Genomic DNA, 13,901 nt, shown 5'->3' with positions numbered 1-13,901 from the left:
CCCTCAGAAAAAAGCCAGAATCCCGAACGGCAACCCGAACAGCAACAGCATCACGATGGCGTTCGCCGCCTGCAGGATCATGATGTTATCGTGAATCGTGGACAGCAGAAACTCCACCCCCACACGGCGCACGGCGCTTTCGATGTCGGCGCGCGTCACCTCCTCGCCGGGTTTCTTCTTGATCTCCTCCATCATGTCGTCGAGAAAGAAAAACTTCAGCGCCTTTAAAATGATTCGGAAGATGAGCCCCTTGATGTAACTGATGGGACCGCCCTTGAGCTTGAGGTCTTCCAGGAACTTGTGGCCGATCTGGTCGAACTTTTCACCAAGCTCTTTTTTGGAGATGTTTTTGCTGAGGTTGGGGTAATAGGAAAAGACGCCCTTGACCAGGATGTCCAAAAGATCGTGCAGCCCGTTGACCGCTTCCTTCAGTTTTTTACCGACGGTGGCAAGCGCGCTCGCCACCAGTCCATGAAACAGGCCCAGAGGCAACAGCCAGACCAGTGTCAGGATCAACACCAGCCATTGGATGGCCATACTCCAGCCGGTCGGGTCCAGGAGCCACGTGTCCAGTCCCCAACCAGCAAGTCCGGCAAGGAACATCCCGGCCATAGAGAACAGGAAAAGGCTTTTAAAGGTACCGACCAGGAGGTCGCTGAAAAAGTTGCGCCAGTAGGTAACAAGTTGGGTTCGATCCATAACGCGTTTCAAATCACATGCGGGTGGGTGTGGGTTGCGGCGACGGCTGGCTGCTTTGCGGGCGCACGCGGGTTTCTGGCTCCATCGGTTCCGGCGGTTCACCCTGGCGCAGACTGGAGCTCAGGTTCATGAGACTGGGTATGAGAAACAGGGTGAACAGAGCACTGAAAAACAGTCCCGACAAAATGACGACACCGATGCCCCTGTAAATTTCGCTGCCCGCGCCGGGAAACACGACGAGCGGCATGAGCCCGAAGATGCTGGTGAACGTGCTCATGAAGATCGGCCGGATGCGATTGCTCACACTTTCCAGGATGGCGTCGCGATAGTGCATGCCGTCTTCACGAATGTGCAACAGCGCCTGGTAGATGATCAGGATGGCGTTGTTCACCACGACGCCAATCAGAATGATGAAGCCCAGCATGGTGAGAACGTCCAGCGGTTGCAGAATGAACTTGTTGAGCGCCCACAGGCCGAACACGCCGCCGACCGCCGCCATCGGTACGCTGAGCATGATGATCAGCGGAAAACCCCAATGCTGGAACAGGACTGAAAGCAACAGGTAGGTGATGACCAGAGCCAGGATGAAGTTGCCTCCCATCGCTTCCCGCGTTTTTTCCAGCTTGTCCGCGTTTCCGGTCAGCGTAATGGCGTAACCACCGGTCAGGATTCCCTGATCCTTCAGAGGCTGGATGATTTTCTCTTTAACCATGGCGATGGCATCCTCCAGCGCGATAGTCAGTGGCGGGGTGATTTCCAGCGTCACTGCCCGCTGACGCTCGAAGTGGCGGATCGTTTCGGTGCTGACGGTCTCCACCATGTCGGTGATGCTGCTCAGCGGGACCGCCTGTCCAAGGGGAGTGCGGATGATGAGGTTCGGGATGTCCTGGGTTTTGCGCAGTTCCATGTCCCGGCTCATGAGAATGAGGTCGATGCCGTCACGCGGCAAGTAGGGCGTCGCCACTTTGTCGGCATCCAGGTAAACTTCGTCAGCGAACACGCCATCCACCAGGGCCGCCACGGAGTAACCCAGTTCAGATGCATCGACGCCCATCTCCGCGGCCTGTTTCCAGCGGGGTCGAATCTGGATTTGCGGTTGACCCAGCTCGATGCCGGGATTGGGTCGAACCTGCGCGTCAGGCATGATCTCCTGCACCTTGAAAAACGAGTTGCGTGCGATTTCCGTGATGCGTACCAGGTCCGGCCCCATGATGTTCATCTCGATGCCGCGCGACCCTGTGAATGCGCTTGAGAATAAGGAAAGTTGTTTTGAAACGGCGATCATGCCCGGAACTTTTTTCAGTTCTTCCCGGAGCACGGGAATGAGGTCTTTAGCGCGTTCCGGGTCCTTGGCCTTGACTACGGTGAACAGGCGGCCGCGGCTGCCGATGAACAAAAAGTTGCGTACGGCCGGACCTTTCAGTTTCGCTTCCTCCGGGCTTCCCGGTTCCACCTGCCAGTATGGCGCGTAGTTTTGCTCCATTTCATTACCGATGCGGGTCATTTCCTGGATGTTGTACCCTTGAGGCGGAATCATCATGCCGATGATGACGTTCTGGTCGCCCTCCGGAAGGTATTCGGTTTTCGGCAACATCATCCATGCGAGGTAAGCTGGGACAGCCGTCAAGACAAGGATCACCACGGCCTGGCGCATTTTGGATTGAAAGATGAAGCGCAAAATGCGGACCACGCCTTCATTGAACCGGGTTGCCAGGGGCACCAGGCCGAACAGGTTGCGGAAGGAGGAGATGAAACGGCTGTTCGACGGGGCATGAATATTTTCGAAATTGAGCAGTTTGCGGCTCAACGCCGGGATCACAAGAATACTGACAATCATCGACAGGGTGACGGCGGCGCTGATTGCGACAGCGATGTCCTGGAACAACTGCCCGACTTCTTCTTCGATGAACAGGATCGGGATGAACACCGCGAGGGTTGTGAGGGTGCTGGCGAAAATCGCGCCCCACACCTCGCGCGCGCCATCGTGCGCGGCGTCGAAAGTGTCCTTGCCTTTCTGGCGGTGACGGTAAATGTTTTCGAGCACGATGATCGAGGCGTCCACCACCATGCCCACGGCGAAGGCCATGCCGGCCAGCATGATGACGTTGATGGTCTTGCCCATCAGGGTGACGACCAGGAATGAACCGATGACGCTGATGGGAATGGCTACAGCAACCACCAGGGTGCTGAAAAAGCTGCGAAGGAACACGAGCAGGATGATGATTGCGAACGAACCGCCCACCACCAGGTTGAACATGACCATATCGATGGAACGCGAAATGTACTCGGTTTTGTCCGCGGTCTGGTGCAGATGCATGCCCATCGGGTTCAGCACGTTGTCATTGAGGTCCTTCACCACCGCCTTGAGTTCCCCCATCACCTGCAGGATGTTGGAACCGATCTCCCGGCGTGCGTTTAACGAAATACCCGGAAGGCCGTTGTGGCGCACATAGTCGCGTAGTTCGTCATGCGCGAGCCGGACCTCGGCCACGTCCTTCACGTACACAGGCGTTCCATTGACATGGGTGAGGATGGTGTTTTCGACTTCTTCCTCGGATTGGAATTCTCCCGTGGTTCGAACGATGTAACGCCGTTTGCCTTCATCGAAATCGCCGCCGCTGATATTGCGGTTCTTTTTGCGCAACTCTTCACGGAGTTGGAAGATGGTGATTCCGCGTTCCGCCAGTGCTTCCGGATCGAAGACGACCTGCAGCTCGAGGGGACTGCCTCCGTACACCTCGCTGTCGGAAATCCCCGGGACGCGCTGAAAGCGGGTCTGGATCACGTCCTCCGCGAAGTCGCGGTAATCGTAAACGTTGATCTCTTTTTCCTTGCCGGGGAGTGGTTGCAGAACGAACCAGCCGATGGGCCGGTCGGAGATGTTGCTGGTCTTGATGATGGGCTGGTCCACGTCTTCCGGGTAGGTCTCGACCTGGTCGAGGGCGTTGGCGGTACGGACGAGGGCCATTTGCAGGTTCGTGCCCACCTGGAATGTCAGGTAGACTTCCGCGACGCCTGTCTTCGCCGTGCTTTCCATTTCCACCAGCCCGACGATGGATTTGAGCTGGGTTTCCTGCTCGTCGATGATCTCGCGTTCGATTTCTTCCGGGCTGGCCCCGGGCCATGTTGTGCGGATGCTCAGTTCCGGTTCGCTGATTTCAGGAATCAGCTGGACGGGGATGCGAAGGAGGGACATGATGCCGAACATGAGGATGAGGATCACCCCCACGGCCACGGTGACACCATATCTGAGGGATTGTTCGACCAGCTTCATGGCACATCAATTGATATGTTTGTTGATGATGCGGACTTCGGTGTCGGGTTTCAAACGCTCGTTACCATCTACCACCACCCATTCACCGGGCTCGATTTTGCCTTCAATGAATTCCACGGCAATCATGCTGTCTACCAGTTTACCCGTTTTAACCGTCACCTTGTAAGCCATCATTTTCTTTTCTTCGTTTTCCCGCACCACCCAGACGTTTGCCCCTTTGGGGGTGCGCACGATCGAGTCCTTGGGTACAAACAAGCGTTTCTCAAGGTCTTTCTGGTCGGGGGTGAAACGGACTTTCACCAGCATGCCGGGTGCGAGGGTGGGATTGGTTCCGGAAACCTTGATCCGGATTGGAAACGTGCGGGAAACCGGATCGCCCTGCGGTACTTTTTCAATGACGTTACCCGAAAAAATGAGGGATTTGCCGTTGGTGTCGCGGTTTTCCAAAATGATTTCGGCGGCGGAGCCTACCCGGATTTCGTTGAATTGAAATTGCGGAATATTGACTTCCACCTTAAGTGGACTGGCAGCGATCATGGCAACCGCCTGGTCACCCTTTTCCAGCCACTGACCGACTTCGGTGAGTTTTTTTGTGATGTATCCATCGAATGGCGCATAAATGGTGCCCTGCTGGATGTTGTCTTCGATCAAATGAATGCGCGCGTTGGCAGCCTCCAGGTTGGCTTTTTCCTGCTGGATGCGTTCGATGCGCGGTCCGGCGACCAGTTCTTCCAGCACCGAACTTTTTTCCTGCAGGAACGCCGCCGCCTGGTCGGCCTCCGCTGCGGCTTTGTCATAGGCATCGAGACTGAGGACGCCTTCATGGTACAGCTTTTGAATTCGCCGCAATTCATTTTCCGCCAGTGTAAGCCGGGCCTTGGCCTGTTGCACCGCATGCTGCGCCGCCTCTATGGTTTCCTGACGCGTTCCGGTCTCCAATTCCTGTAAAAAAGTTTCGATGCGGCGCTTTTCGGCGACAGCCAGATCACGTTCCAGAAGCAGGGGCCGGATACGCAACTTCACCAGCGGGTCGCCTTTTTTCACCCGGTCCCCTTCATTGAATAAAATGCGCTCGACGCGGCCGTCGATTTCCGCCGAAAGCTGGGTGGTGGCCCAGGGAAACACCGTGCCCGGAAGTTCGATTTTCTCACGTACGGACCGCTTGACCGCCTTGGCCACTCCGACGGGGACGGTGAAGTTGAACTGGCTCCAGCCTTGCGTGGGCAACAGGATCAGGCTGGATATCAATACAAGCGCCAAAAGGAGGAAACGGTTTCTACTACGAAGATTCGATTGTGAGCGGATGGATGAATTGATTAATGGATCGGTCACGGATATTTGGAGGATCGGTAGAAGTTTGAATGATCGATGGCTAAAATTGGATTTAAAACCATGAGCTTACAAGCATACCGCATTTGAGGCCGGGCTTGCATCAACGATTTTAATGTGCCTGTGAGGCCACCCGATAAACAGAAAATGGCCGTCAGGCCGTGACGTCAACGGTCAGGATCACATCCCCGCGTCGGTCTCCTTGTTTTCGGCCCTTATTGCGGATGCGGAGGCGGCCGCCTGGCTGAATGCCGGGCGGGATGGCTACCATCAGGTGCTCGATATTCTCGTCCACCTTGTAAGTCAGTTCCTTTTTCGTGCCTTTCCGAGCTTCATCAGAAGGGATGGCGATTTTGAAATGGAGGTTCAGCGCATTCTGGTGAGTGTCGGTCTCGGGTTTGACGAACAGGCCCTTTACCTTCTGGAACAGGCCAGGCTGGCCGGTGTCCTCTCTCCCCTCGGCCTGGCCCTGCGCTTTTCGGCGGCGGTTCATGGTGTACAGAGCGGTGCCGACCGATTGCAGGACCCACAATCCGGTTCCGATCCGGCCGATGGGACCGGGAATCATGCGGAGCATGCGGGCCAGGGTTCCTGCGGCGCCGGTGAACAACATGGTTTCGAAAAAACCGGTCCCGTGGCGAAACCCGGACTGCTGAAAATCGCGGTTCAGGTTGTTGAACATGTCGCGGCCGAAAGCCTGCCGGAACATGTTTTCGAAAATTTCCTGCTGGGTATAGTTGAATTGCTGACCCGACTGGCCACCGCCCAGGCGGCGGAACATATCGTACTCCTGGCGTTTTTTGGGATCCATCAGGACCCCGTAAGCTTCCGTAATGTCTTTGAACCGTTCTTCGGCTTTCGGGTCGTTGGGATTTCTGTCGGGGTGGGTTTCCACCGCGAGCTTCCGGTAGGCCTTTTTGATCTCTTCAGACGAGGCGGTTTCCGCGACGCCCAGAATCTGGTAATAATCTTTGGTTTGGGTTTTCATGGCTTCCGGAAAAGCCGGATCACATTCCCAATTGCTGTGGATACACCGCCTCGGCTACGGCCGGCCCTTCCAGCTGGGTGTTTCCCTGGACGGTTGCCAGGTGAAACGTTTCATCCTTGTGAAGCCTCTGTTTCATGTTCTCGAAATGAATCAGGACGGGTTTCGATTCGATGGTCCCCTCTGGCGACTGGGGCGCGATGATGAAATCCTCCTTCGCCAGAACATCCCGGTATTTCCGTTTCATGTTCATGGAGTAGGCGACGTAGCCAGGTATGGTTTCCGTTCCCAGGTAAGGCTCCTTGTTGATGACCTTGTAGTTTTCCGGTATGTACACGTTGGCGAAGTAGTCCTTGCCCAGCGAATGGTGGACGACGGTCTCGACTTTCAAAATACTCAAGGGACCTTCGACATCGGTCAAATTCATTTTGACGAAATACGTACGGTCGTGAAAATTCAGGTTTTCGAGAAAGACTATGCCGTACAGGATGTTGAATTTGAATTGCAGGAAAATGCCGAGACATATCCACCCAAAGATGGCCCAGAATTTTTTCAATTTTCCGCCCTTCGCTAAATGGTTCTATGATAAGGTTTAAAGACCGACTTGGAGCAGAAAACGGCTTGGTGGAAACGCGTTCCGCCCGCTTGGATTGGCTTTTTTTAATAATTATGAAATAAAAAAAAGCCAAAAGCAACTGTCCGGAAACGCCATTGCGGGACCGGAATTTTCCTATGGATACTGGGAACGATATGGAGTTGGACCGGGGTTATCTGATTGCGCTGGAGGGCATTGACGGCACGGGTAAGACCACGCAGGGAAACCTGCTGGCCGATTATCTGGAGCAGCGCGGTCTGCCTGTCGTGCGCCTTCGTGAACCGACGCAGGGGACGTGGGGGCAGAAAATCCGCAGAATTTTAACGGAAGGTCGGGGCGGCACAACCCCGGAAGAAGAATTGCAGTGGTTTTTGAATGACCGCAAAGAAGATGTGGAGCAGAACATCCGGCCCGCACTCGACACGAACAAGGTTGTGGTGATCGACCGTTATTATCACTCCACCGCCGCCTATCAGGGGGCGCTGGGGTTTGACCCGGTAAAAATATGTGCGGACAACGAAGTTTTTGCTCCGCGTCCCGACCGGGTTCTAATTTTTTCCGGTTTACTGGATACCAGCTTTGAACGCATCGCAAAAGGTCGGGATGGATTCAGTTCCTTTGAAAAAAAGGATTATCTTCAAAAAGTGCAGGCTATTTTTGACTCTTTCGAGGGTCCCCATATCCGCCGCATTGACAGTGATGGTTCGGTCGAGGCGGTGCACCGTCAGGTGGTGACTGTGGTGGATGATCTGCTCGGTATCGGGGAACCGCGATGAAGCGATTCATTATTGCCATTACCGGCGCCAGCGGGGTGTGTTACGCCAAGCGACTGTTCGATGTCCTGCAACCGATGGCGGAACTGCATGTGGTCCTTTCCGAGCGCGGGGTGGAACTGCTCAAACTGGAACTGGACCTCCTGCCGTCGTATTTCAAAAAAGAAAACGCGACAGTCTATAAGAATTCGAAGATCAACACATCCATCGCCAGCGGTTCGTTCAAAACCGACGGCATGGTCATCGTTCCCGCCAGCATGGGTACGGTGGGGCGCATCGCCGCAGGGATCTCGAGCAGCCTGGTGGAACGCGCGGCGGATGTGGTGTTGAAGGAAAAGGGGAAATTGATCCTGGTGCCGAGGGAGGCGCCGTTCAGCACAATCCACCTCAAAAACATGTTGGCGCTCGACCAGGCGGGCGCACTGATCCTCCCGGCCAATCCGGGATTTTACAACAACCCGAAATCGGTTGAGGATATCGTCGATTTCGTGGTCGCCCGCATCCTCGATCAATTGGGCGTCGATCAAGGCATTGTGCCGCCTTATTCGACCTGACAGGAAACAAGAACGAAATGATTTATCTGGACAACGCCGCCACCACACCGATGGATCCGGAAGTGATCGAGGTGATGACGAAGTCAATGCAGGAAGACTTCGGCAACTCCGGGGCGGTGTACCGCCTTGGCCACGACGCCAAACAGAAAATTCAGGAGGCGGAGGACCGGATCCGCGAAAGTTTGTGCATTCCGATGCGGTTCCGCATCATTTTCACCAGCGGCGGCAGTGAATCCAACAATCTCTTCATTAAAGGAACATGTTTTCCCGATAAGAAAGCGGCGTATCTGGGGCTGGAGCATCCCAGCGTAAAACAAACGCTGGACGCTTTAAAGGAATACGATAACGAACCGGTGTCTTTGCTGGAATACCAGAAGGACGGCAGGCTGGATACGGCTTCGATTCCCGAACTCAAAAAACAAAAGGTGCGCTGGTTGTTTTTATCGCACGTCAACAACGAACTGGGCAGCATCAACGATCCACAGATTATCACTCCTCTTTTAAAGGAACACGCACCGCAGACCCGGCTGTTCATGGACGGCGTGCAGGCGGTGGGCAAACTGCCGATCACCGAGGCCATGTGGGAAGGCCTTTCGGGCTATTCGGTATCGGCGCACAAGTTCCACGGGCCGAAGGGCATCGGTCTGCTGGTGGTCGATTCCCGTCTGAGTCTCAAGCCGCAGATCCACGGCGGCAAGCAACAGCACGGCATGCGCTCCGGGACTTTGCCGGTGCCGTTGATCGTGGGTCTTGCATGCGCGGTTCAATTGGCCGCCAACCGTGCATCATCCGTGAATAAAACATTTTCCATTTTGCGGGAACGGCTGGTGACGGGACTGAATGCGCTTGCATCCAGCAACTCCAACCTGAACTTGAAATTCAATTCTTCCATCGATCCGGACAATTCGTTTCAATCACCGGCCATTGTCAATTTCAGTTTCGCCCCGGTCGAGGGCGAAGTGGTCCTGCATCATCTGGAAGAGCAGGGCATTTATGTGGGCCTCGGTTCGGCGTGCAGTGCCCATTCGAAAGAGCCGTCTAAAATTTTAACGGGCATTGGGTGCACGCGGGAAGAAGCGCGGTGCAGTCTTCGCATCTCCTTCAACCACAGCAACACGGTGGAAGACGTGGACCGCTTTCTCGCGGCTTTCGCCCATGCACACGAAACTCTTTACCCCTCCTTTTCTCGTCGATTCGCCAACTCATGACACAAAATTGCACGATCCTGGTCCGGTACGATGAAATCGGGCTCAAGGGAAAAAACCGAAGTATGTTCATCAACCGGCTGGCCGACAACATTCGGCACGCACTGAAAGGATTGGACGGGGTCACGATTCAAAAACCGCACGGTCGCATCCGCGTGGACTGTCCTATGGAGGCGGCGGATACGGCGGCGCAACGCCTTGCGTGTGTTCCCGGTGCCGCTTCGTTCAGTCTGGGCGTGGCAATGGAGCCGGATTTCGAGAAAATGGCGGAGCTCGGTGTGCAGTGGATCGAACCCCTCCTGAATTCTGGAAAACATCTCAAGTTCTGCGTGAAGACAAAACGTGCGGACAAACGATTTCCTCAAACCTCAACGGAGGTCAATTACGAAGTGGGTTCGCGTATCCTCGGCCGGCTTCACGAACGCGGCCTGGAAGTCGATATCGACAACGCCGAGTTTACGCTGGAAATTGAAATCGGCCAGGAACATACCGTGGTGTTCAAGAACCGAATCGCGGGCCTGCGCGGATTGCCGGTCGGCAGTTCCGGGGAGGTTCTGGGGTTGATCTCCGGCGGCATCGACAGCCCGGTCGCATTGTTTCGCATCATGAAACGCGGATGCCGGGTGCATGGCATCTTCTTTGACAACCAGCCTTACATGGGACGCGGCGGATACGACAAGGTGAAGCGGCTGTGTCGGCAACTGAACCGTTTCCAGAGCCGGGCCCGTTTGTATGTGGTGCCGTTTGAAACTATCCAGGAAGCGATTCGCGACCACTGCCGCGCGCCGAATCGCGTGGTTCTGTACCGTCGCATGATGTACCGCATCGCACAGGCCGTGGCTGAACAGCATGGTTATCTTGGGCTGGTGACCGGCGAATCTCTGGGACAGGTTGCGTCGCAGACGCTGGAGAATCTCAACGCGGTGTCAGGGCTGGTGTCGCTCAGCGTATTTCGTCCACTCATCGGTACCGATAAAAACGAGATCATCCGCCAGGCGAAGGAACTGGGGACGTACGAAATAAGCATCGAGCCTCAACCCGATTGTTGTTCCGTGTTCATGCCTCCGAATCCAACGACGAAAAGCAAAATTCACGAACTGGAAGAGGATGAAAAACGTTATCCGTGGCAGGAGTTGATGCAGGGGGCCATCAGGAAAATGGAAATCATCGAGGTCGATGAACTAGGCTGATTTTGTGATGCGCTCCACTTGCAGGTCGTCCCGAGTTTCAGCAAGCAGGTCCTGGATTGTTTTATTCAACGTGGGATGAACCAGGTCCGGTGAGATTTCCGCCAAGGGTTCCAGCACAAACCGCCGCTCGGCGATGCCCGGATGCGGCACTTGCAGGTTTTCTTCCTTTATTGTGTCCTCATCGTACAGCAACAGGTCGAGGTCGATCTTGCGGGGCCCCCATTTTTCCCGCCGTTCCCGCCCCATTTCCTTTTCCATGTTCAATAGAACTTGCAGAAGATCCGCAGGGGAGAGGTCCGTTACCACCTGAGCCACGGCGTTGATGAACCAGTTCTGGTCGGTTTTTCCGTAGGGTTGGGTTTTATAAAGGGAGGAAGCAGTGTGGAGGTTCAACGCCGGGTGTGTCCGCAAGCGGTGAATCGCTTCCCGGCAGTGACCGGGAGCGTCTCCCATATTGGAACCGATGCCGATAAAAGCGGTGTGGGACATAACGGGTCCCTTAAATAAAACCGTCGCTAGAACTCAAACTTCACTGTGGACAAGCGCATTTTGATTTCCTGCATGATGCGCACTTCGTCGGCTTCATCCTTGGCGGCGAAAGTGGCGGAGAATCGGACGAAATTGCCGACGTCATCCCACGGCACGGTGGAGATGAGGTGTTCGGTGATCATATACTGTGAAAACGCTTCGGCGTTTTCGAATTTCGGCCCGCCCTGAATACCTTTCGGCGCTTTAACGTAAAGGAAGAAGGATCCACCCGGCATGGTGGCTTTGAAGCCGACTGAATTCAGACTGTCCACCAGAAGACGCAGGCGACGCTGGTATTTTTCCACTATGCGCTTTGTGATTTCAGGATGTTCCAGTGCGTAGATGCCGGCTTTCTGGATGGCCGCGAACTGGCCACTGTCGATATTGTCCTTGATGTTGGCGAAGCCTTTGACCACCAGCTCGTTGCCGACAATGAAGGCGATGCGCCACCCGGTCATGTTGTACGCTTTGGAATGTGAATGGAATTCCACGCCTACGTCCATTGCACCGGGAATCGAAAGGAAGCTGAGCGGTTCTGTGTCGTACGTGAGTGTCGCATACGCTGCGTCCTGCACCACCACGATGTCGTTTCCCCTGGCGAATTCCACCACCTCTTCATAAAATTTGCGGGTGGCGTTAGCCCCGGTCGGGTTGTTCGGATAGTTGATGCAAAGCAGTTTGGCGCGTTTCGCCGTCTCGGAGTCGATGCTTTTGAGATCGGGCAGAAAGTTGTTGTCCTCCGTTAGAGGAAGGTTCACCACCTCACCGCCGAGAAACTGCGTGTGTGTGCCCATTACCGGATAACCGGGAGTTGTCATCAATGTCACGTCACCGGGGTTGATGAAGATCAGCGGCATCATGGCCAGGCCGGGTTTGGAGCCGATGCTGTGGTTGACGTGTTTTTTAGGATCGAGCCCTGTCACGCCGAACGTTTTTTCCATATACCGCACTGCCGCTTCCTTGAATGCGTCGATGCCGTTGTCGGTGTAGCCGCGGTTTTCCGGTTTGCGCGCTTCCTGTTCCAGCGCGGCGATCACTCCGTTGTCGGCCATCTCATCCGGTTCGCCCACACCCATGTCGAACAGTTCCTTACCGGGGTTGGCCTCCAGTGCCGCGCGTTTGGCGCGCTTGATTTTCTCGAACTTGTAAATTTTGGTGTCTTTTCCGAATTGCGCCCCGCCGATGCGGTTTGCGAACTGGGACTGTATATAACTTTCCGACATGAATTGGGCTCCGGTATGTCTGTTTGAGTAGAGGTATGGCCTTCAAGAACGGCACAATTTAGCCAAATTTACGGAGGGTGTCAAGGCGGGGAAGGGCGCGTCACCCTTCCTCCAATTCCTCTTCCTCTATGGGGTCCTCCGCCGGAAGGGGAGCGTCAAAAAACTCATCCATCGCTTCCGCATCCATCACCAGGTTGGCTTCTTTCTGGCTGTAGCGCAGGTATTTGATGATTTCGGTGATCTCCTCATCTGAAAACTTTCCCTTCTGCGAAGGCATCTTGCCGGAACCGTTGTTGATGGTGTGGCGGATTTCCTGGTCGGAAAATTCACTTTTCACAAACACTGCATCGATCAGGTTGGGTGCCTTGGTGTGTCCACCCAGCGCGTCGGAACCGTGACAGTTGGAACAGACCGCGTGGAACAGTTCCTGGCCGCGTTTGTATTCCGCCGGAACGGTTTTGGTGGGTTGGGGAGCGCACGCCGCCAGCAGAAGGCCGCACAAGAAAACATTCAATGAAGTTCGGGTCCAGTCCATTCCTGCCTCCAATAGTAATGATCGGTTTTGGTGAACCGGTTCAATCGAGAGTGAACGCGATGGGCAGTTGGATCGTCATCGAGTCGCGGTTGAGCGCATGCGGGATGACGGGAAAAGGCGCGCCTTTTTTCACCGATTCCAGTGCAGCTTCATCCAGGATGCCGCTTCCGGAAGAAAGCGCCACGTGCAGATCCTGAACGGTGCCCCTGCGGGTGACCCTGAAATGTACCACGGGTTTCCCTTCCAACCCCCGCCGCCTGGCCAAACGGGGATAAAACTTGTATTTTGCGATCCGGTTTCGGATTTCCAGAATGAAACCGTTTTTCAGCGCTTCCAGGTCCTCTCCACCGGAGTGGGAGCTTGTGAATCTTTTGGATGCAAATTGGTGGGAAGCGGATTCGATATTTTCGGAATTAATCGTATCCGGTTGTTCTACCGGGGGAGGTGCCTTGCCGGATCCGTTTTCTGGAACCGTTCCCTTCGGGGGCTTTTTTGACCCCGTTTTCGGGCCGGTCCACGAGGCCGTGGGGATGTCAAGAAACGTTTTTTTATCGATTATTTCCGTGGTTCCTTCATGCGAGATGTGCCTTTGCCCGGTTTGTGTTGTCGGCTTGATGCCGGCAATGGTGTGAGTGGGTTGCACGGCATCGGTGTGACTGTCTCCCGCAGGTGCTTTCCAACCGTGTGACTGCGCGAGTGTGGGTTGTACCTGCAAGGGCGGGATGTAGTTCATTGGGGACTTTGGAAAAATTTCTTTTTTGTAAGCGATTCGGGCCTGGGTCTTGGGCCGAACGGAATTTATGGTGCTCACGGTCACGGGTTGGGGAGCCATCTGAACAATGGAATTGGCTATTGGAGAGTGGGGGGGCAAGAGCTCCGCCGGGTTCTTTTGTAATGTCGATGGCGAGAATGAATGGAGGGGTCGCATCTTGTCTGCCTTGTGTTTCGTTTTGAAATGCGGCGAGCGCATTTTTGCGGGGACCCCTTTGACGGGAAATTCTTTCGATTCAA

General features: G+C 55.0%; 13 protein-coding genes. 4 read left to right on the top strand and 9 right to left on the bottom strand.

The genetic code is table 11. The annotated features are described in order from the left end of the window. Positions 1-3: 3 nt before the first annotated feature. The 5 genes from ACTRW9_RS12480 to ACTRW9_RS12460 form a co-directional block, all read right to left on the bottom strand. Positions 4-699 carry a hypothetical protein gene (locus ACTRW9_RS12480; protein WP_442425259.1) on the bottom strand — a complete coding sequence of 232 codons (696 nt, stop codon included), beginning with the start codon at positions 697-699 and terminating at the stop codon, positions 4-6. A gap of 13 nt (positions 700-712) precedes the next feature. Next, positions 713-3,973, bottom strand: coding sequence for an efflux RND transporter permease subunit (locus ACTRW9_RS12475; protein WP_442429599.1), 3,261 nt, complete (start codon positions 3,971-3,973; stop codon positions 713-715). A 6-nt stretch (positions 3,974-3,979) separates the two neighbouring features. Continuing rightward, positions 3,980-5,305, bottom strand: a complete 1,326-nt coding sequence (locus tag ACTRW9_RS12470; RefSeq protein ID WP_442429598.1) for an efflux RND transporter periplasmic adaptor subunit — start codon at positions 5,303-5,305, stop codon at positions 3,980-3,982. Between the two features lie 151 nt (positions 5,306-5,456). Further along, positions 5,457-6,290, bottom strand: coding sequence for a DnaJ domain-containing protein (locus tag ACTRW9_RS12465; RefSeq protein WP_442429597.1), 834 nt, complete (start codon positions 6,288-6,290; stop codon positions 5,457-5,459). Between the two features lie 19 nt (positions 6,291-6,309). Beyond that, on the bottom strand, positions 6,310-6,843 hold the full coding sequence (locus ACTRW9_RS12460; protein WP_442425263.1) for a hypothetical protein: 534 nt from the start codon (positions 6,841-6,843) through the stop codon (positions 6,310-6,312). 176 nt (positions 6,844-7,019) lie between these two features. On the opposite strand from ACTRW9_RS12460, the gene tmk reads away from it, so the two are divergent. From tmk to thiI, 4 genes are read left to right on the top strand one after another with little or no spacing between them, the layout of a single operon-like run. Then, positions 7,020-7,658, top strand: a complete 639-nt coding sequence (tmk, locus tag ACTRW9_RS12455; RefSeq protein ID WP_442429596.1) for a dTMP kinase — start codon at positions 7,020-7,022, stop codon at positions 7,656-7,658. After that, entirely contained in the window at positions 7,655-8,209 is a 555-nt protein-coding gene (locus ACTRW9_RS12450) for a UbiX family flavin prenyltransferase (protein WP_442429595.1), read from the top strand. The genes tmk and ACTRW9_RS12450 overlap by 4 nt, the downstream gene beginning before the upstream one ends. 17 nt (positions 8,210-8,226) lie before the next feature. Beyond that, entirely contained in the window at positions 8,227-9,417 is a 1,191-nt protein-coding gene (locus ACTRW9_RS12445) for a cysteine desulfurase family protein (RefSeq protein ID WP_442429594.1), read from the top strand. Next, a complete protein-coding gene (gene thiI, locus ACTRW9_RS12440) occupies positions 9,414-10,604 on the top strand; it encodes a tRNA uracil 4-sulfurtransferase ThiI (protein ID WP_442429593.1) in 1,191 nt (396 codons plus the stop codon). The genes ACTRW9_RS12445 and thiI overlap by 4 nt, the downstream gene beginning before the upstream one ends. On the opposite strand, the gene folK is transcribed toward thiI, so the two are convergent. From folK to ACTRW9_RS12420, 4 genes are all read right to left on the bottom strand, one after another. Continuing rightward, complete coding sequence (gene folK / locus ACTRW9_RS12435) at positions 10,596-11,093, bottom strand: 2-amino-4-hydroxy-6-hydroxymethyldihydropteridine diphosphokinase (RefSeq protein WP_442429592.1); 498 nt, start codon at positions 11,091-11,093, stop codon at positions 10,596-10,598. The two genes, thiI and folK, sit on opposite strands and share 9 nt — an antisense overlap. 26 nt (positions 11,094-11,119) lie before the next feature. Continuing rightward, positions 11,120-12,355: an LL-diaminopimelate aminotransferase gene (locus tag ACTRW9_RS12430; protein WP_442425269.1), complete on the bottom strand. Its 1,236-nt coding sequence runs from the start codon at positions 12,353-12,355 to the stop codon at positions 11,120-11,122. 100 nt (positions 12,356-12,455) lie between these two features. After that, positions 12,456-12,890 (bottom strand): c-type cytochrome, encoded by a 435-nt coding sequence (locus ACTRW9_RS12425; protein WP_442425270.1) that lies wholly within the window; start codon positions 12,888-12,890, stop codon positions 12,456-12,458. Positions 12,891-12,930: 40 nt separating this feature from the next. Beyond that, complete coding sequence (locus ACTRW9_RS12420) at positions 12,931-13,623, bottom strand: energy transducer TonB (RefSeq protein ID WP_442429591.1); 693 nt, start codon at positions 13,621-13,623, stop codon at positions 12,931-12,933. Positions 13,624-13,901 lie beyond the last annotated feature (278 nt).

The organism is Nitrospina sp. 32_T5 (assembly GCF_052156635.1).
GTDB lineage: Bacteria > Nitrospinota > Nitrospinia > Nitrospinales > Nitrospinaceae > Nitrospina.
Note: the sequence above shows the minus strand (reverse complement) of the source record. Positions and strands in the feature narration are given on the sequence as shown.

Coding starts and splice junctions, on each gene's coding strand:
- ACTRW9_RS12475 (WP_442429599.1), bottom strand. CDS start 3,973: ATGAAGCTGGTCGAACAATCCCTCAGATATGGTGTCACCGTGGCCGTG.
- thiI (WP_442429593.1), top strand. CDS start 9,414: ATGACACAAAATTGCACGATCCTGGTCCGGTACGATGAAATCGGGCTC.
- ACTRW9_RS12480 (WP_442425259.1), bottom strand. CDS start 699: ATGGATCGAACCCAACTTGTTACCTACTGGCGCAACTTTTTCAGCGAC.
- ACTRW9_RS12420 (WP_442429591.1), bottom strand. CDS start 13,623: ATGAACTACATCCCGCCCTTGCAGGTACAACCCACACTCGCGCAGTCA.
- ACTRW9_RS12445 (WP_442429594.1), top strand. CDS start 8,227: ATGATTTATCTGGACAACGCCGCCACCACACCGATGGATCCGGAAGTG.
- ACTRW9_RS12450 (WP_442429595.1), top strand. CDS start 7,655: ATGAAGCGATTCATTATTGCCATTACCGGCGCCAGCGGGGTGTGTTAC.
- ACTRW9_RS12425 (WP_442425270.1), bottom strand. CDS start 12,890: ATGGACTGGACCCGAACTTCATTGAATGTTTTCTTGTGCGGCCTTCTG.
- tmk (WP_442429596.1), top strand. CDS start 7,020: ATGGATACTGGGAACGATATGGAGTTGGACCGGGGTTATCTGATTGCG.
- ACTRW9_RS12465 (WP_442429597.1), bottom strand. CDS start 6,290: ATGAAAACCCAAACCAAAGATTATTACCAGATTCTGGGCGTCGCGGAA.
- folK (WP_442429592.1), bottom strand. CDS start 11,093: ATGTCCCACACCGCTTTTATCGGCATCGGTTCCAATATGGGAGACGCT.
- ACTRW9_RS12430 (WP_442425269.1), bottom strand. CDS start 12,355: ATGTCGGAAAGTTATATACAGTCCCAGTTCGCAAACCGCATCGGCGGG.